Source organism: Beijerinckiaceae bacterium (genome assembly GCA_004564215.1).
In the GTDB taxonomy this organism is placed as follows: Bacteria; Pseudomonadota; Alphaproteobacteria; order Rhizobiales; family Beijerinckiaceae; genus Methylocapsa.
The window spans coordinates 523163-540323 of record CP024846.1; the positions used below are offsets into that span (position 1 = coordinate 523163).

Sequence of the window (17161 nt, forward strand, 5' to 3'; positions counted from 1 at the left end):
CGGTCTCATGTTCTGAGCGGCAAGCGGCGGATCTCTTTCAGCTTGTTCAAGACAATCGACGATTTGACGTTTGAAACGCTGGGATGGGGCAGGATCAGGTCGTTGATGACACGGGAAAGATCGCCAAGGCTGCGCACCACGATCTTCAGCATATAGTCGGCATCTCCGGTGAGCGCAAACGCCTCCTGTATCTCATCAATATGATTTACCAACTCTTTGAATTTCTTTGCATTTTCTTTTGAGTGGGGTGACAGACTCACCTGGATGAGCGCGATCAGGCCGATGCCCAGACGTTCGGCGTTCAGCCGCGCCTGATAGCCTTCGATGATGCCGGATGCCTCGAGGCGAATACGCCGGCGCGAACATTGCGAGGCGGAAAGACCGATCGCATCGGCAAGTTCGGCGTTGGTCAGCCGTCCATCAGCCTCAAGCGCGACCAGGAGCTTGAGGTCGAAACTGTCCAGCGCGGTCGCCTCTTGCAGATCTGGCATGGTTTTACACAATCCGTGCGCAAAATAGGGAAATAGCTTCCATTATACACACATTGGCGGGCAGTTCTGCGCTATTCTTTCACTTTCAAAGGTTGGAGTTCCCGTCATGGGTCCTTTTCCGCACGATGCGCCACCGCCCCGGATCAGCGTGGACAATCCCGCCGGCACGGACGGGTTCGAATTCGTGGAATTCGCCGATGCTCAGCCGGAAGCGCTCCGAAGCTTGTTCGAACAGATGGGTTTCGAACGGGTTGCCGTGCATAAGAGCCGAGCGATCGAGCTTTATCGTCAAGGCCGCGTCAATTACATTTTGAATGCCGATCGCACGAGTTTCGGTGGAAGGTTTGTCGATTTACACGGCCCCTGCGCCTCCGCGATGGCGTGGCGCGTGGTCGATGCCAAGCATGCTTTTGCGCATGCGCTGGCCCATGGTGCCGAGCCCTACAATGGAGCGACCGACGCCAAGACGCTCGACGTTCCCGCAATTCTCGGGATCGGCGGAAGCCTGATCTATTTTATCGATACCTATGGCGATAAGGGCTCGCCCTATGGGGGTGAATTCGAGTGGGTGGATGAGCCGGATCCGGTGCCCTCGGGGTGCGGGATCGACTACATCGACCATCTCACCAACAATGTGTTTCGCGGCAACATGGACCGCTGGTATCAATTTTATAAGAATCTCTTCAATTTCCGCCAAATCCGCTACTTCGACATCGAGGGAAGAAAGACCGGGCTGTTTTCGCGGGCCCTGACAAGTCCCTGCGGCAAAATCCGGATTCCCTTGAATGAATCCGCCGACGACAAGAGTCAGATCGAGGAATATTTGCACCAATACAAAGGCGAAGGCATTCAGCACATCGCCTGTGGTTGCAAAGACATCTACGCAACCGTGAAACGCTTGGCGGGCAATGGGCTGGCTTTCATGCCGCCGCCGCCCGAGAGCTATTACGATCGTGTTGCAGCACGCCTCCCGCGGCACGGCGAGCCACTCGAGGAATTGCGCGCCAATGGTCTTCTCATCGACGGCGAAGTGGTCGAGGGAGAACGTCCGAGGCTCCTCTTGCAGATTTTCTCGAAGACGGTGATTGGCCCGATCTTTTTCGAGTTCATCGAGCGTAAGGGCGATGAAGGATTTGGCGAAGGAAACTTCCGCGCTCTGTTCGAATCGATCGAAGCGGACCAAATCGCGCGTGGCGTGCTCAGCGCCTGATGCTTGCCATCCAACTTGCTGCGCTTCGCGGAACAAATTGGTCTGGAAAGCCCGCGGCCGTGCGCAAAACGTTCAGCATGAACGAAGGTATAGCCTGCGAGCGGGCCAGCGCTCGCAGGAATTAATTGCTGTCACAACGCCGCGCCCACAGATACTCGGCATAGAGTGCGGTGATGATCAATACGAGCACGAGTGCGACGAGCCAAGCCACGGCCAGCGAACCCGCTGCAGGCAGTTCATAGGCGCGGTAAATGTACTGCGGAGGTTGGTCCGTAAAGGGACTGAAATGCGCCAGCCAAGCGAAGGCCACGCCGGCACCCGCGATGATTGCCCAGAACAGAGGGCCGACCCTGTTTTTTAAGTAGAAATACAGTCCAAAGCCTAAGATTGAATTGATCACGAGGGTCACAGCAAATGACGCCACCCACTCCGCGCTCAGCGGCGCGCGAAAGTCCCCTCGGGCCATATGGTCGACGGTGTGACCCAAATTCAGTATTATTATGAGAAATATCAAAATTATGAGTTTTCTGTCACGCACGAGATTCTCCTGAATATTGACCCGCAGGAAGATGCCACCCGAGCTTTTACTAAATCTCCATCTGTCTTTTTGTTCGCACGAACTTATCTAACATCTTTGAGATTATATCCCGGGGGCGCTAAATGCCACGCCGTGATTTCGAGGTTTCTCCGGTACCGAAGAGTCTCCTCCCATGAAAAATCAGTATATGTCCGGCTTCGGTAATGACTTCGAGACCGAGGCCCTTCCGGGCGCCTTGCCACAGGGACAGAATTCACCGCAACGTTGCCCCTATGGGCTCTATGCCGAACAATTATCGGGCACGCCTTTTACGGCTCCCCGCGGCAGCAATGCGCGGTCCTGGCTTTACCGTATGCGTCCCTCAGTCAAGCATGTGGGCCGCTTTACACACATCGATATGCCCTACTGGAAAACCGCTCCACATATCGTCGAGCACGGATTGGCGCTTGCTCAATTGCGTTGGGATCCAACGCCCATTCCAAACGAGCCACTCACCTTCGTGACCGGCATGCGGACGATGACCACCGCCGGCGATGCGCTTACTCAGACCGGAATGGCGGCGCATATTTTTCATGTGACCGAGGATATGGTCGACGACTATTTCTTGAATGCCGACGGCGAATTGTTGATTGTCCCGCAGATGGGTGAATTGGACATTGCAACTGAACTCGGCCATCTCGCCATCGGACCCGCCGAGATCGCAGTCATTCCGCGTGGAATGAAGTTCAAGGTGGGCCTGCTCGCCGGTCCCGCGCGCGGCTATGCGTGCGAAAATTACGGCGCCCGATTTACCCTGCCGGAACGTGGACCGATCGGCGCAAATTGCCTCGCCAACCCACGCGATTTCAAGGCCCCTGTCGCAAGCTACGAAGAAAAAGAAACCCCTTGCCGGGTGACGATCAAATGGTGCGGCGGATTTAACGTCACCGAAATTGGCCATTCGCCGCTCGACGTCGTCGCCTGGCATGGCAATTACGCGCCCTATAAATATGACTTGCGCAGCTTTGCGCCGGTCGGAGCCCTTTTGTTCGATCATCCGGACCCTTCGATTTTCTCGGTCCTCACCGCACCATCCGGCGAGGAAGGCGCCTCGAACATTGACTTCGTAATCTTCCCAAAGCGCTGGCTGGTGGCCGAACATTCGTTCCGTCCGCCGTGGTATCACATGAACATCATGAGCGAATTCATGGGGCTCATCCATGGCCAGTATGACGCCAAGGCAAAGGGATTTGCTCCGGGCGGCGTTTCACTGCACAATTGCATGTTGCCACACGGCCCCGACAAGGAAGCGTTCGACCAGGCGTCCAAGGAGGAGTTGCAGCCGCGCAAGCTCGAGAATACGCTCGCCTTCATGTTCGAGACACGCTATCCGCAACAGATAACGGATTACGCCGCCCATCTGCCAAACTTGCAAATGGACTACGCGGAGTGTTGGAAGGGTTTGGAAAAACACTTCGACCCGAACCGCCGGGAGTGGCCAGGGCCGTGAGGGGAGCCGCGTGAAGCTTGCAACGCTCGACAACGGCACCCGCGACGGACGGCTGGTCGTCGTTTCCCGCGATCTGACCTACGCCACGGATGCGCGAGTCATTGCCCCGACCCTTCAGTGTGCGCTCGACGATTGGGTTCACCTGGCTCCCAAGCTCGAGGCGCTCGCGAATGGCCTGGAGATTGGCGCCGTGCCCCGCGAGCGGTTTCGTGAACATGACGCGCTTTCGCCGCTGCCGCGCGCCTATCAATGGATCGACGGCTCCGCCTATCTCAACCATGTCGAATTGGTCCGCAAGGCGCGCGGGGCCGCGTTGCCGCCGGACCTTCGGACGGACCCGCTGTTGTATCAGGGAGGATCGGACCATTTTCTGCGTCCGCGCCAGTCCGTCCAGGCGGCCGACGAAAGTTTTGGCATCGATTTCGAAGCCGAAGTCGCGGTCATCCTTGACGATGTTGCGATGGGAGCAAGCCGCGCGGAGGCCGCAGCCGCGATTGCTCTTGTGGTCCTCGTCAACGATGTCTCACTTCGCAATTTGATCCCCGCGGAGCTCGCCAAGGGCTTTGGTTTTTTCCAGTCGAAACCGCCCTCGGCATTCTCCCCGGTCGCCATCACGCCGAACGAGCTCGGTGCTTCATGGGATGGCGGGCGGCTGCATCTTCCCTTGCTGGTGAGCCTCAATGGAAAGTTGTTTGGGCGCCCAGACGCGGGTGCCGACATGAATTTCGATTTCCCCAGCCTCATCGCGCATGCGGCCAGGACACGGCCCTTGACCGCAGGCACCATCCTCGGATCGGGAACCGTGTCCAACAAAGGCGCGGACGGCGGTCCGGGCCGCGCGGTCGAGGACGGCGGCCTTGGCTATTCCTGCCTCGCCGAAGTGCGGATGGTGGAGACGATCCGCGATGGCGCTGCAAAAACCCCATTTCTACGTTTTGGCGATCAGCTTCGAATCGAAATGAAAGATGCCGAGGGCCAATCCATTTTCGGCGCCATCGAACAAAGAGTGGAGCCCTATGCCAAGCGAAACGCCTGAGCCTTGCCTTTTCGATTACTGGCGATCGAGCGCCGCTTACAGGGTCAGGATTGCGTTGCACTTGAAGCAGGCAGACGTAAAGCATGTCCCCGTCAATCTGCGCGAGGACGTCCAGAACAGCAAGACGTATCGGGCGCAAAATCCTGCCGGGCTTGTCCCGACGTGGAGGGAGCCGGATGGCTTCACGCTTGGGCAGTCGCTTGCGATCATCGCCTATCTCGATGAACTTTATCCGGAGCCACCCTTTCTTCCGGACGGCCTCAGGCCGAGAGCGATCTGCCGCGAGATCGTCCAGACAATCGCGTGTGATATCCATCCTCTCACCAATCTGCGGGTCCAGGAAAAATTGACGGCTGACTATGGCGCCGATCCCGAGTCTCGCTTGGCTTGGATTCGGCACTGGATCGCGGCCGGTTTCGATGTGATCGAAACGCGGCTCGCCACCGCCGCCGGGCTCTATGCGGTCGGTGACCGGATCACGCTCGCCGATATTTGTTTAGTGCCGCAAGTCTATAGCGCTCGCCGCTACGGCCTTGATTTGGCGGCCTATCCCCGCATCGTCGCGGCAGATGCTGCGGCGGCCCAGGTGCCAGCCTTCTGCGCCGCGGTGCCCGAGGCGCAGATCGATGCGCCCGCGCCTTCCTGACTCGCAGAGCGGCCCCTATTCCATCGATGCCGCCTTCAAAATGCAAACCATGGTCGCCGTCGCCGGCTTTTGTGAAACATTGCGGATCGTGTGCGGACGATCGCAGCGATAGCGCAAGGTCTCGCCGGCCTTTGCCCGCTCCACCGCGTTGCCGACTTCCACTTCAAGCTCGCCCTCGCTCACCGACAGGCTTTCCACCGACCCTCTCTGATGTGCGTCGCTTTCCAGAACGCCGCCCGGGTCGGCCGAAAAATCATACCATTGCAGCCATTCGACTGTCTTGATCCAGCCGATGATGGCGAGCCTGCACTTACCGTCGTCGGACACTAAGATCGGCGTATCGCCTCGCGTCGCCTTTTCCACAAAAGGCTCATCGTCGGCGGCCTGAAGCACCCGCTCGATCGAGACATCGAGCGCTTGCGAGAGACGCCAGATCGTCGCCAATGTCGGGTTGGTCTCGTTGCGCTCGATTTGGCTGATAATGGATTTCGCGACGCCGGATTGCTCGGACAGCTCGGAGAGCGACAGATTATAGGCCTTGCGCAGGCGCTGCACCGTCTTGCCGAGTTGATTCGACAGGGCATGTGCGCCGATCTCCAGCGCTTTGATCTTCTCACGCCCTTCAACGCCCATGTGTGCCGCCCGCAGATTTGAACCCGAGTCTGGGAAAATAGCCAGTTTCCTTTGAAATATCGAGTGATTGCTGGGGCCGACCGCGCTTCCACCTCGCCCCATCGGCAGGCCGCGACGGGGGAAAGACCGGTCTCCTCAGCCCACCGCCGCAGGCCCGGACGCCGGGCCTTGTCCAGCTGCCGTCATCCAAAAGCCATACGAATCTGCTTTCGCTACCCATCAGTTCAGGAAGCTAGCCCAGGTTGCGCCAGTGAGCCAAGAGCCAGAGCCAGAACCGAGCCTTTATCGCACACTGTTCCTTTCCGATATCCATCTCGGTACCCGCGGATGTCAGGCTGAGCTTCTGCTTGATTTCCTCAAACACAACGACGCCGAAACGATTTATCTCGTAGGCGACATCATCGACGGCTGGCGCCTGAGGAGCGGTTGGTACTGGCCGCAGGCGCACAATGACGTCATTCAGAAGCTTCTGCGCAAAGTGCGCAAAGGCGCTCGGATGATTTACGTTCCCGGCAATCACGACGAGTTTGCGCGCGACTATATCGGGTCGGTGTTCGGTGGCGTCGAAGTCACCGATCATGCCTATCATTCAACCCGCGATGGCAAACGGCTGCTCATTGTCCATGGCGACCAATTCGACATCGTGGTTCAGCACGCCCGCTGGCTCGCCTGGCTTGGCGATTGGGCCTACACATTTGCACTTTGGTCAAATCTCTGGTTCAACAAGGTCAGACGCAAGTTAGGGTTTTCCTACTGGTCTTTATCAGCTTGGGCCAAACTTAAAGTGAAGAATGCGGTGAACTTCATCGGAGCCTTCGAAGTGGCGTTGGCGGAGGCGGCAAAACGGCATGATGCCGATGGCGTGGTCTGCGGCCACATCCATCATGCGGTGATCCGCGACATTGACGGAATCACCTACATCAACACCGGCGATTTCGTCGAGTCCTGCACGGTTGTCGCCGAGCATCACGACGGCAGGCTCGAAATCATCCACTGGCAGTTGACCGCCGAAGAGCAGCTCGTTGCGGCGCAGGCCGCCGAGGAGAGGACGCGAACCGCCACGAAAGCTGCGGCATAATGCGGATCTTGGTTGCGACGGATGCTTGGAAGCCGCAAGTCAACGGGGTGGTCCGGTCTTTGGAATCGGTGGCGCGGGCCCTGTGCGAATTTGGCGCCGAAATCGAATTTTTGACCCCCCAGGGCTTTGCCACGGTGCCTTTGCCGACCTATGGCGAAATCCGGCTCGCGCTCGCGAGCCGCCGCGCCGTCGCCAAGCGGCTTGAAGGCACTTCGATCGACCATATCCATATTGCGACCGAAGGTCCGGTAGGGCTGGCGGCGCGCCATTATTGCCTCTCGGCGAAACGGCTCTTCACCACCAGCTTCCATACCAAATTTCCGGAATATATCGCCGCCCGCACCGGCATACCGGAAACCCTGACCTATGCGCTGCTCCGCCGTTTTCATAATGCCGGTTCGGGCGTAATGGTGTCGACCGCTTCGATCGCCGACGATCTCAGCAAACGTGGTTTCAAGCGCTTGATGCATTGGACGCGGGGCGTGGATCACATCCAGTTCAGCCCGACAAAAGCCTGCGCCCTCGATCTGCCTCGACCGGTTTTTCTGTATGCCGGACGTCTTGCTCCCGAGAAGAACGTCGAGGCCTTTCTGGCCCTCGATTTACCGGGCTCAAAGCTGATCATCGGGGACGGTCCCTCGCGCCGCAGCCTGCAGGCCAATTATCCGCAAGCGCATTTCCTTGGCTCGCAAACAAGCGATCTCCTCGCCGTGCATTATGCGTCGGCCGATGTGTTCGTGTTCCCGAGCAAGACCGATACATTCGGCATGGTCATTCTTGAGGCGCTCTCTTGCGGCCTCCCCGTTGCAGCTTTGCCGGTGCCGGGTCCCCTCGATGTCATTGGCTCCAGCGGCGCGGGCGTGCTCGACGTCGACCTTCGCTCGGCCTGTCTGGCGGCACTTGAAATTCCGCGCGAGAAAGCCAGAGCGCATGCGCTGAATTTCACTTGGTCGATCAGCGCCAAGCAGTTCCTGGATAATATTCTGCTTGCCAAATCCGTGACCCCCCGCCGCCTGATTGCCCGTCCCGGCTTTATTGGCTGAGCCTGCGTCGGCCGTCGGCTTGAGCGAGGCCAATCGTGGCAGACCCCCGGCTCGTCTCCTCGTCGCCCATGGAGGATCATGACGTTCAGCTGTGATCAACCGTCAATCCATTTGCGACTGTGGCCCAAATATGCTTTGTAGCTTGGCCATTATTTGCTTACCGGTGAACCTCAACGCCGGAAAAATCGAAGGAACAAGTCGATGCATAAGCTCTCGATTCTTCTAGCGGCCGCGACCCTTGGCACAACGGTTCTGATTTCCAATGACGCCTTCGCCCACGGCGGTCACCATGGGGGGCACCACGGGGGTCATCACGGACATCACGGCTGGCATCATCATGGTTGGCACGGGCACCACGGGTGGCATGGCGGAGGATGGCACGGGGGTGGTTGGCATCACGGCGGTTGGCATGGCGGCGGGTGGCACGGCTATTACGGCGGCGGTTGTGCCCGCAGATGGGTTCCGGGTCCCTATGGCTGGCATTGGGTAAGGCGCTGCTGGTAAGCTTAAGGAACCCTGTGGTGGCGCGCGATGCCCTATCCTTGCCGCCGCCACAGGTGAACGAAACGAAATAATTGGCGTGCCGGAGCGGCGCGCCATTGCAGAGGCCGGCGGCGCCCCTGCCCGGTCCTCGGCCGTCAGAAGCGATCCGGCTCAGCGCTGCTCTTCAAGACGGAACCCGGTGCTCCCATATGTTTGGGCATGGACCAAAAAAATCGCGATTCTTTCGCTTTCGTGCTCGACGAAGCCGACGTCGATGCGGGATTTAGAGATCAGGCCCGCCCCGCCGAGACTGACTCGGACAATGCCCTTCTCGATGCTTACTCCAAGGCCGTGACCAAGGTCGTCGAGCGGGTTGGACCGAGCGTCGTACGCCTCGATATTCGACATGGGGACCGTGCGCGGGCTGGATCCGGCTCCGGCGTCATCCTCTCACCCGACGGCCTTATCCTCACGAATAGTCATGTCTTGCAAGGGGCTCGACGCGCCGAAGTGTCGACGCTGGACGGGCGAAGCCTGTCCGGCCGCGTCCTCGGGGACGACCCCGACACCGATCTCGCTCTCGTTCGGGTCAATGAAGACACCAAGCTTCCGTTTGCCAAACTCGGCAATTCGAAAAGCCTCAGGCCGGGCGAAATCGCCATCGCGATCGGCAATCCCCTTGGATTTGACGCCAGCGTGACGGCCGGGGTTGTTTCCGCGCTCGGACGTTCGCTGCGATCGAAAAACGGTCGCTTGATCGACGATGTGATTCAGACCGACGCTACGTTGAATCCCGGCAATTCTGGCGGCCCGCTGGTTTCGTCGCAAGGCGAGGTGATCGGGATCAACACGGCAATCATTTCGGGCGCGCAGGGAATCTGCTTCGCCGTCGCTTCCAATACCGCGCGCTTCGTTCTCGGGGAGCTCATGGCGCATGGAAGAGTCCGGCGCGCTTATCTCGGGATTGGCGCGGGGACGGTCCCGGTCCCACGCAGAATCGCGCTCCGCCTTGGCATCGCGCAAGGGATGGGCGCCGTGGTGAGTACGATCGACGCCGAAAGTCCGGCCGATCATGCAGGGCTTCTGACCGGCGATACTATATTGGCGGTAGACGGCACCCCCATAACGGGCGCCGACGACCTGGTTCGCCTGCTCGATGCGGACAAGATCAACCGGACAATCCCGATCGACGCCCTGCGCCGCTCGGATCAGCGCCGATTCTGGGTCGCCTTGCGCGAGCGAAAATAGGGTTCGCCGAGCGGCCCCTTCCTTGCGGCCTTCCCCGAACACCCCTAAGATTGCCGCCAAAATCGGCTTCGGGGAGGGTTGCATGCGCGACGACGTCCAGTTCTCCGGTTTTCTCTTTAAAGGAAAGTCTGCGCTTTGGCGGGGGCACCTTCTTATCCTTTTCGCTTTCGTTGCGCTTGCCATGCCGCGCGAAAGCGCGGATGCAGCCGAAGGCGAGACACCTAAGAAATTCGTACCCTATCCGCAATTCATAAGCGAAACAAAAGACGCCAAGCCGCAAGACTTCGGCGCCAAGTCGGACGGTCGCGTCAAGGACGCCGCCGCCTTCGAGGAGATGCGGAGTTATATCCTCTCCTACTACGACGGGATCGCGGTCAAACACAGTTTTGTCGAGGATGGACGCACGGTTGACTGCGTGCCGATTGAGCAGCAGCCAAGTCTTCATTCCGGCAAGGGCGGCGAAAAAAGCGAATTGCGCCCGGCGCCGATCACGCGGCCGATTACGCCACCCAAACCGGAAAAAGGTGCGGCCGCGCCCGGATCGACGAGAGCCATCGACCTCACCTTGAAAAAAGGTAAGCGCGATGCTTTCGGCAATGAACTTTATTGCCCCAAGGGGACGATTCCGATTCGCCGAATGACCCTCGACGACATCATGCGCTTTCCGACCTTGCGTGATTTTTTGCGGGCGGGAAAATGGGATGACGGGTCGCTCGATCGCGAGGGAAGGACGCATCCGAATAGAAACAATCCGGACGACAGCAGTACGCATTATTATGCGCGCGGCTATCAATTCGTCGATAATTTCGGCGGAGACGGCTGGTTGAACGTTTGGAGCCCCACCGTTGCGAAGGACAGCATGTCTCTCTCTCAACTATGGGTCGTCGGCAGTGAAGGCGAAGGCAAGCAAACGGTCGAAGCCGGCTGGCAGGTTTATCCCAACAAATGGGGTTCCGACAAGGCTGCGCTATTCATCTTTTACACGACAAAGAATTACTCGGACGGATGCTATAACCTCGAATGCAAGGGTTTTGTTCAGATCGCCAACAATGTCTATCTTGGCAAAGGCTTTACCCATTACAGCAGCAGCGGTGACGGACAATGGGGCTTTAACCTCCAGTGGAAGCGGCACACGGATGGAAACTGGTGGCTGTTCTACAAGGGCAATGCGAATTACATAGCCGTCGGATATTACCCGAAATCGCTCTTTGGTACCGGCACGCTTGCTTCAAAGGCGACGAAAATCGCCTTTGGCGGGGAGGACACAGGTGACGCCTCCGCCAAACAAATGGGGAGCGGAGCCCTGGCCGCCGATGGATGGCAAAAGGCCGCTTTCCTGAATTTTGCTTTTTATATCGACACTTCGACCGTAAGTCAGTGGGCGAACCTGACCAAGTACGAATCAGACCCTGACTGCTACACCGCAACCATCAACAACATCTACGGAAGTTGGGGAACATATCTGTATTTCGGCGGCCCGAAATGTAACTAATGTTCAAGCTGAATTCGACCGGCTTAAAAGATTACCGACCAGAGTTTATAATTGTTCTAATTGAAAACTACTTTTGTTGAAACCCATTTTATTAGGGTGTAAGGGGACATTCATTGTTGCTCAAACGCCGCCGCCGCGCAGTGGCCTGAAACCTGCACTGTTTGTTCCGCGCCTTCGCCAACCCCGGGCGCAAGGGAGTTTTGCGTGATCGGCGCTCTTATCATCGTTTTGCGCGAAGTCATCGAAGCCGGGCTGATCATTGGAATCGTCCTGGCGGTCACGCGAAAGATGCCGGGGCACGTTGTCTATATTGTCGGCGGTGTCCTCGCCGGGCTGGCCGGCGCGGCGTTGGTCGCGATGTTTGCCGGCTCATTGTCCAATGCGCTGCAAGGCATTGGACAGGAAGTTTTCAACGCCTCCATTCTTGCTGTGGCCGTCGTCATGCTGGGCTGGCACAATGTCTGGATGGCGCGCCACGGGCGACAGATGAGCGAGGATTTGCGCCAATTGGGACGCGATGTCAGCGCCGGATCGCGTTCCCTGACCGCCCTTGCGATTGTCGTTAGCGTGGCGGTCTTGCGCGAAGGCTCCGAGGTCGTCCTGTTCCTTTATGGAATCGTCCTTTCGAGCGGAGAGTCCGGGCTCAGTCTATTGCTCGGTGGTTTCCTCGGGCTTGTCCTCGGAGCCGGGGTCAGTGCCCTCACCTACTCGGGCCTGGTGGTCATTCCGCCGCGCTATCTTTTCCGGGTTACCAGTATCCTGATTTCCTTCATGGCCGCCGGCATGGCGGCGCAAAGCGTCGCGTTTCTGGAACAAGCCGATATCGCGACAGGGTTCGGACAAGTTGTCTGGAATACGTCTTCGTTTCTCACAAGCAACAGCATGTTCGGCCGCGTTCTGCACACGCTCTTGGGCTATACCGACCAACCCACCGCGTTACAGCTGATCGTCTATCTCGGGACCCTTGCGGCGATCTTCGGTTTTATGAAGCTTCTGTCGCCCCCGCCTGGGCAGGGTCGCCGCCTGGCAACCAACTAGAGGCAAAACCAATTCTCCGTGATGCCCACGGCCTGCGGCGCGGCAATTCGGCGCATGCAAAATTCGCCTTTTTTCTGGCGGTTTCGAAGTGAAGCTTGCAAATTCATTGCGTTAACGTGAGATTAGATATAGTGGAATAGGCCATCGCCTGAATCGATGGCCCCGCTGTTAGCTGTCCTCGTTCAGACCGTTCAATCCGACCATCCAAGGTTCGGTTCGCACTGTTCGTCCGAGCGGAGAGTTCCGCAAAACTGGACGGATGCTGCAATTGCAAGGCGGAAGCTCGCCAACCAGAGCGCGGCGCGATCCAAAAATAATCGGTTCGATCATAATCCTGTTCGGGAACGGAATGACATTCAGCACACTCGATCTTAGCGAGAAGGTCCTTCAAGCTGTTGCAGCTTCGGGCTACACCACGCCCACTCCCATTCAATCGGAGGCGATCCCGCATGTTCTCGCGGGACGAGACGTGCTCGGCATTGCCCAGACGGGCACGGGCAAGACTGCCGCCTTCGTTCTGCCGATGCTGTCACGCCTCGAACAAGGGCGCGCCCGGGCACGGATGCCCCGCACCCTCATTCTCGAACCGACCCGCGAACTCGCCGCGCAGGTGGAAGAAAGCTTTGTCCGCTACGGCGTAAACCATAAGCTGAACGTCGCCTTGCTCATCGGCGGCGTGTCCTTCGGCGATCAGGAAACAAAGATCACCCGCGGTGCCGACGTTCTGATCGCAACGCCTGGGCGCCTGCTGGATTTCTCCGAACGCGGCAAGCTTCTTCTGACGGCGATCGAAATTCTGGTCATCGACGAAGCCGACCGCATGCTCGACATGGGTTTCATTCCGGACATCGAACGCATCTGCAAGCTGGTGCCATTCACGCGCCAGACGCTCTTCTTCTCGGCGACGATGCCGCCGGAAATCACCCGGCTCACCGAGACCTTTCTGCATAATCCGGTACGCATCGAAGTGGCTCGGGCGGCCTCGACGGCGGTCACGATCGCGCAAGGATTGGTGGCTTCCGAAGGTGGCCCGGGCAAACGCGAAACCTTGCGCCGTCTTCTGCGGAGCGCTGCGGACTTTAAGAACGCCATCATCTTCTGCAATCGCAAACGGGACGTCGCAATCCTGCATAAGTCATTGCAAAAACACGGTTTCAATGCCGGCGTTCTGCATGGCGATATGGACCAGCGCGCCCGCATGATGTCGCTTGAAGCTTTCAAGAGCGGCGGCGTGGATCTGATCGTCTGCTCCGACGTGGCGGCACGTGGCCTCGACATTCCAGACGTCAGCCATGTGTATAATTTCGACGTTCCGACCCATGCGGAAGATTACGTGCATCGCATCGGCCGGACAGGACGGGCGGGCAAAACCGGTGTCGCGGTTTCCATCGTCACACCCGCCGACAATAAATACATCAGCGAAATCGAACGCCTGATCGGGCGAACGATCGATTGGCTGCCAGGCGAAACCCTTGAAAATATCGCCGGCGAGCCTGAGCCGACATCCCGCCACCAGCGCCCTGCAAGGTCGCGGCGGGCCGCGCCTCGTGGCGCCGAAACCGCGCGGGAAAACGGCGAAAGCGTACTTGCCCGGCAAAACCAACCGAGGCCCCCACGGCCATCACGGGCCCCGGAGTCCCCGCCCGCCGCAGAGCCAGCCAGGACTCGCGCCGCCGCGCCACCGGCCGCACCGAATCGCCGTAGGCATAATGACCAGGATGACGCGCCTGTCGTCGGCATGGGCGATCATGTGCCGATGTTCTTGCTGCGGCCGGCCAAGATCAAGCCAGAAAAAACCGCCGAAACCAAAGACGACGCGCGCAAGACGCCAACCGTCTGAAGCCTGACGTCGTTATGGGCTTTCGCCGGCTGGCGTGATCGAGACCGATTCCCCGCACCCACAACTGCCGGTCTGGTTAGGATTGTGGAAGGTAAAGCTCGACTGCAACGTGTTGACATCGAAATCCAGCTTGGTCCCGAGCAAAAACATCAGATCCTGCGGAGCAATCAGGATCTTCACGCCCTGATCCTCGATCACCTCGTCGGCCGGCTGAATCTCCTCGGCAAGATTCATCGTGTATTCCATTCCGGCGCAGCCGCCTTTCTTGACGCCCACCCTCAGTCCGGCGACCGGCCGTCCGGCGGTTTCGATCAGGCTCCGCGCGCGGGCCGCCGCCGCTTCGGTCAAAGACAAGACTGCAAAGGTAGGGTTGGCCATAAATCCTCCCGGTTGAGGGTCGAACCAGCTATATGGCGTGGAACGCCACAATTGTTTAGGGGCGGCGAATAGCCAGCAGCATGGGCCGGTCGGTCTTATTCGCTGATCTCCCTAGCGCCAGCGACGATGGGACCAACGCCGATACCCGTCAAGGATATCTTCAATCGCCCGGCCGCGCCACGCCGGCTCATGATCTGCACCGGACCGTGCTGCAATAACGCCGGCGCCGCCACGCGCCTTTTGGAGGAACTTCGCACAAGACTTTCCGATGCAGTCTGCGGCGCGGACTGGGTCGGTGAAGCTTCCTGTGTCCGCAGCTCCTGCCTCGGCAAATGCACCGGGGAGCCCTTGGCTTTTGTTCACCCCGACGGCGTTTGGTATCATAGGCTTTCGACCGAAAACCTTCTGTTGATCCTGCGCGGCCACGTCCTGAACCAGGAACCGGCGCAAAGCCTCATCCTCGAACAGGATCCGTAACAGCTTCTCATGCCCCGGCCATCAGCGCCTGCACATGAGCGGCAGCCGAGCGCGCGAGGGCCGGCAACCGATATCCCCCTTCCAGGAACGATACGAGGCGCCCGTTGCAATGTTTCTGCGCCGCCTCGACCAGTTTTTGCGTGATCCATTCGAAATCGGATTCGACGAGCCGCAGCCCCGCGAGCGGGTCGTCGACATGGGCGTCGAAGCCGGCGGAGATAAAGATGAATTCCGGCCGGAACGCGTCAAGCGCCGGCAAGATGCGCTGCGTCATGACCTCGCGAAAGCGAGTTCCGTCGTCCCCCGCGCGAAGCGGCGCATTGACGATATTGCCAACCCCCGTCTCCGTCACCGCGCCGGTCCCCGGAAACAGCGGCATTTGATGCATCGAACCATAAAACATGGCGCGGTCTGAATAGAAGATTTGTTGAGTTCCATTGCCGTGATGCACGTCGAAATCGATGATGGCGGCGCGTTCGATTCCATGCTTGGCGCGTGCATAGGCTGCAGCGATGGCAATATTGTTGAACAGACAAAAGCCCTTGATGCGGTCGCGTTCGGCATGGTGGCCGGGCGGTCGTATCTGGCAGAACGCGTTGGCTATCCCCGACGCCGGATCCATCACGCGATCCACTGCAAGCAAGGCCGCCCCCACCGCCCGGCGCAGCGCCTCCCACGAACCCGCCGAGATTATGGTTTCTCGGTCGAAAAAGTATGGGAGATTCTCTGTATCGGCGGCGGCCGCGGCAATGCGGGCCAGATGCTCCGCACCATGCACACGCAAAATTGCGGCCTCGATGTCGCCACGCAGCGGCGCCGGCTCACGCCAGAGAGCCGAGAAGGCAGCATCTGAGAGCGCGGCGTCGATCGCCGTCATCCGTGCCGAGCGCTCTTGAGTGTTTGTCATATGGTGGAGGAACGCTTCATGGGTGACGAGGAGCGTTGATCCCTTCGTATGTGAAGATGGCCCTTTCAGGTTCTCCGCGTTCGCTTGGGAGGGCAATGTGTAGCCAGCGCCAACCGCCATGCCGAGCTTCAGGACGCGACGCCGCGACATCGAAAGAAAAGCCAAGGAAGTCTCCCTCCGAGGGTTCAAAGCGACGTCCTTTCCAGCGCCCGCCGTCAAGAGCCTTGCCAGTTGCTAGGTCTCGACAAGCTTGAGAGTCAGGCACTTGGCCGCGCCGCCGGCCTTCATGAACTCCGATAAAGGCACGACGACGGGCTGAAATCCAACGCTGCGCAAGCGGCTTTGCAAATTCTCCGACGCATCATTCATAAAGACATGGCTATCGAGATCAACGGCATTGCAGCAGAATTTCAAAGCATCGGCTTCCTCGACCGCGATGCGCTTGTCACGGGGCACCAAGGACTCAATTAAGGCCCGCGATTTTTCATCGAAGGCTGCCGGAAAATACATCAGAGATCCGCCCGTTAAAGGGCAAAGGCAGGTGTCGAGATGATAAAATAGCGGATCGACCAAATTCAACGCCGCCGTCTTGCGGCCAAGGAGCTTCTCCAAAAGAAGGGGCACGGCGGCATCCGATCGGAAGCCATGACCGACCCACAGCAAATCCCGCCCGCGATCGAACAGGGCATCGCCTGCCCCTTCGAATGGAACCTCTTGCGGCCAGTCCAGAATTGAAAATCCATTTTCGGCGAACCAAGCGCGGTGGTGCCGCTCCTCGCCCTGTCTTTCGAGGCTGCGAAATCGGCTGACGATCACCGTCTTGCCCAAGACGAGTCCTGCATTTGCTGTAAAGACGATGTCCGGGAGATGCCGCTGCGGCGGCTCCAGCACCACTTTCGCATGTTGTCCGATCGCGCTGCGCAAAGCATCCCATTGCTGGCGCGCCAGCACAGCGTCGGTGTTCGCGAATTGCCCTTCCATCCACGGATTGATCACGTAAGCGACTTCAAAATGATCGGGAGGGCACATAAGAATAGTCTGCGAAAAAGATGTCATAAAAACCAACCCATCGGTCGCCGTCACGCATGCTCAAGTGACGTCAGTCACGGCAAAGCGATCTATTAAAATTTGCCT

At 58.8% G+C, this 17161-nt stretch carries 18 protein-coding genes; 12 read left to right on the forward strand and 6 right to left on the reverse strand.

The window, feature by feature from the left end; all coding sequences use genetic code 11:
- Window positions 1-5: 5 nt before the first annotated feature.
- Window positions 6-491 (reverse strand): AsnC family transcriptional regulator, encoded by a 486-nt coding sequence (locus CU048_02470; protein ID QBR70329.1) that lies wholly within the window; start codon window positions 489-491, stop codon window positions 6-8.
- 106 nt (window positions 492-597) lie between these two features.
- On the opposite strand from CU048_02470, the gene hppD reads away from it, so the two are divergent.
- Window positions 598-1701 carry a 4-hydroxyphenylpyruvate dioxygenase gene (gene hppD, locus CU048_02475; protein QBR70330.1) on the forward strand — a complete coding sequence of 368 codons (1104 nt, stop codon included), beginning with the start codon at window positions 598-600 and terminating at the stop codon, window positions 1699-1701.
- A 121-nt stretch (window positions 1702-1822) separates the two neighbouring features.
- Here the strand turns inward: hppD and CU048_02480 are convergent, their stop codons facing one another.
- Window positions 1823-2239, reverse strand: a complete 417-nt coding sequence (locus tag CU048_02480) for a hypothetical protein (GenBank protein QBR70331.1) — start codon at window positions 2237-2239, stop codon at window positions 1823-1825.
- A gap of 172 nt (window positions 2240-2411) precedes the next feature.
- On the opposite strand from CU048_02480, the gene CU048_02485 reads away from it, so the two are divergent.
- Genes CU048_02485 through maiA form a run of 3 tightly spaced genes read left to right on the forward strand, consistent with a single transcriptional unit; the run spans window position 2412 to window position 5410 of the window.
- Complete coding sequence (locus CU048_02485) at window positions 2412-3728, forward strand: homogentisate 1,2-dioxygenase (protein ID QBR70332.1); 1317 nt, start codon at window positions 2412-2414, stop codon at window positions 3726-3728.
- A gap of 10 nt (window positions 3729-3738) precedes the next feature.
- A complete protein-coding gene (locus CU048_02490) occupies window positions 3739-4764 on the forward strand; it encodes a 2-keto-4-pentenoate hydratase (GenBank protein QBR70333.1) in 1026 nt (341 codons plus the stop codon).
- Window positions 4745-5410: a maleylacetoacetate isomerase gene (gene maiA / locus CU048_02495; protein ID QBR70334.1), complete on the forward strand. Its 666-nt coding sequence runs from the start codon at window positions 4745-4747 to the stop codon at window positions 5408-5410. Before CU048_02490 ends, maiA begins: the two co-directional genes overlap by 20 nt.
- 15 nt (window positions 5411-5425) lie before the next feature.
- On the opposite strand, the gene CU048_02500 is transcribed toward maiA, so the two are convergent.
- Entirely contained in the window at window positions 5426-6043 is a 618-nt protein-coding gene (locus CU048_02500; GenBank protein ID QBR70335.1) for an XRE family transcriptional regulator, read from the reverse strand.
- A 250-nt stretch (window positions 6044-6293) separates the two neighbouring features.
- Between CU048_02500 and CU048_02505 the strand changes: the two genes are divergently transcribed.
- From CU048_02505 to CU048_02535, 7 genes are all read left to right on the forward strand, one after another.
- Window positions 6294-7121: a UDP-2,3-diacylglucosamine hydrolase gene (locus CU048_02505; GenBank protein QBR70336.1), complete on the forward strand. Its 828-nt coding sequence runs from the start codon at window positions 6294-6296 to the stop codon at window positions 7119-7121.
- The gene (locus CU048_02510) at window positions 7121-8164 is read left to right on the forward strand and encodes an alpha-mannosyltransferase (protein ID QBR70337.1); all 1044 of its coding nucleotides are present in this window, start codon (window positions 7121-7123) and stop codon (window positions 8162-8164) included. Before CU048_02505 ends, CU048_02510 begins: the two co-directional genes overlap by 1 nt.
- 201 nt (window positions 8165-8365) lie before the next feature.
- Window positions 8366-8668 (forward strand): hypothetical protein, encoded by a 303-nt coding sequence (locus CU048_02515; protein ID QBR70338.1) that lies wholly within the window; start codon window positions 8366-8368, stop codon window positions 8666-8668.
- A gap of 198 nt (window positions 8669-8866) precedes the next feature.
- Entirely contained in the window at window positions 8867-9895 is a 1029-nt protein-coding gene (locus CU048_02520) for a serine protease (protein ID QBR70339.1), read from the forward strand.
- Window positions 9804-11387 (forward strand): hypothetical protein, encoded by a 1584-nt coding sequence (locus tag CU048_02525; GenBank protein QBR70340.1) that lies wholly within the window; start codon window positions 9804-9806, stop codon window positions 11385-11387. Before CU048_02520 ends, CU048_02525 begins: the two co-directional genes overlap by 92 nt.
- 204 nt (window positions 11388-11591) lie before the next feature.
- Entirely contained in the window at window positions 11592-12425 is an 834-nt protein-coding gene (locus CU048_02530) for an iron permease (GenBank protein QBR70341.1), read from the forward strand.
- Between the two features lie 349 nt (window positions 12426-12774).
- The gene (locus CU048_02535) at window positions 12775-14265 is read left to right on the forward strand and encodes a DEAD/DEAH box helicase (protein ID QBR72599.1); all 1491 of its coding nucleotides are present in this window, start codon (window positions 12775-12777) and stop codon (window positions 14263-14265) included.
- Between the two features lie 12 nt (window positions 14266-14277).
- Here the strand turns inward: CU048_02535 and CU048_02540 are convergent, their stop codons facing one another.
- Entirely contained in the window at window positions 14278-14643 is a 366-nt protein-coding gene (locus tag CU048_02540) for a Fe-S cluster assembly scaffold SufA (GenBank protein ID QBR70342.1), read from the reverse strand.
- 141 nt (window positions 14644-14784) lie between these two features.
- Here CU048_02540 and CU048_02545 point away from each other — a divergent pair, with 141 nt between their 5' ends.
- On the forward strand, window positions 14785-15120 hold the full coding sequence (locus tag CU048_02545; GenBank protein QBR72600.1) for a hypothetical protein: 336 nt from the start codon (window positions 14785-14787) through the stop codon (window positions 15118-15120).
- A gap of 7 nt (window positions 15121-15127) precedes the next feature.
- Here the strand turns inward: CU048_02545 and CU048_02550 are convergent, their stop codons facing one another.
- Together CU048_02550 and CU048_02555 are read right to left on the reverse strand one after the other, a co-directional pair.
- Complete coding sequence (locus CU048_02550) at window positions 15128-16147, reverse strand: acetoin utilization protein (protein ID QBR72601.1); 1020 nt, start codon at window positions 16145-16147, stop codon at window positions 15128-15130.
- 114 nt (window positions 16148-16261) lie between these two features.
- Window positions 16262-17083 carry a nitrate reductase gene (locus CU048_02555; protein ID QBR72602.1) on the reverse strand — a complete coding sequence of 274 codons (822 nt, stop codon included), beginning with the start codon at window positions 17081-17083 and terminating at the stop codon, window positions 16262-16264.
- Window positions 17084-17161: the final 78 nt, after the last annotated feature.

Excerpts from the sequence above, each read along its gene's own strand:
- CU048_02540 (QBR70342.1), bottom strand. The coding sequence starts at position 14,643 with ATGGCCAACCCTACCTTTGCAGTCTTGTCTTTGACCGAAGCGGCGGCG.
- CU048_02500 (QBR70335.1), bottom strand. The coding sequence starts at position 6,043 with ATGGGCGTTGAAGGGCGTGAGAAGATCAAAGCGCTGGAGATCGGCGCA.
- CU048_02555 (QBR72602.1), bottom strand. The coding sequence starts at position 17,083 with ATGACATCTTTTTCGCAGACTATTCTTATGTGCCCTCCCGATCATTTT.
- CU048_02470 (QBR70329.1), bottom strand. The coding sequence starts at position 491 with ATGCCAGATCTGCAAGAGGCGACCGCGCTGGACAGTTTCGACCTCAAG.
- CU048_02535 (QBR72599.1), top strand. The coding sequence starts at position 12,775 with ATGACATTCAGCACACTCGATCTTAGCGAGAAGGTCCTTCAAGCTGTT.
- CU048_02510 (QBR70337.1), top strand. The coding sequence starts at position 7,121 with ATGCGGATCTTGGTTGCGACGGATGCTTGGAAGCCGCAAGTCAACGGG.
- CU048_02485 (QBR70332.1), top strand. The coding sequence starts at position 2,412 with ATGAAAAATCAGTATATGTCCGGCTTCGGTAATGACTTCGAGACCGAG.
- CU048_02525 (QBR70340.1), top strand. The coding sequence starts at position 9,804 with ATGCGGACAAGATCAACCGGACAATCCCGATCGACGCCCTGCGCCGCT.
- maiA (QBR70334.1), top strand. The coding sequence starts at position 4,745 with ATGCCAAGCGAAACGCCTGAGCCTTGCCTTTTCGATTACTGGCGATCG.
- hppD (QBR70330.1), top strand. The coding sequence starts at position 598 with ATGGGTCCTTTTCCGCACGATGCGCCACCGCCCCGGATCAGCGTGGAC.
- CU048_02520 (QBR70339.1), top strand. The coding sequence starts at position 8,867 with ATGGACCAAAAAAATCGCGATTCTTTCGCTTTCGTGCTCGACGAAGCC.
- CU048_02550 (QBR72601.1), bottom strand. The coding sequence starts at position 16,147 with ATGGCGGTTGGCGCTGGCTACACATTGCCCTCCCAAGCGAACGCGGAG.
- CU048_02515 (QBR70338.1), top strand. The coding sequence starts at position 8,366 with ATGCATAAGCTCTCGATTCTTCTAGCGGCCGCGACCCTTGGCACAACG.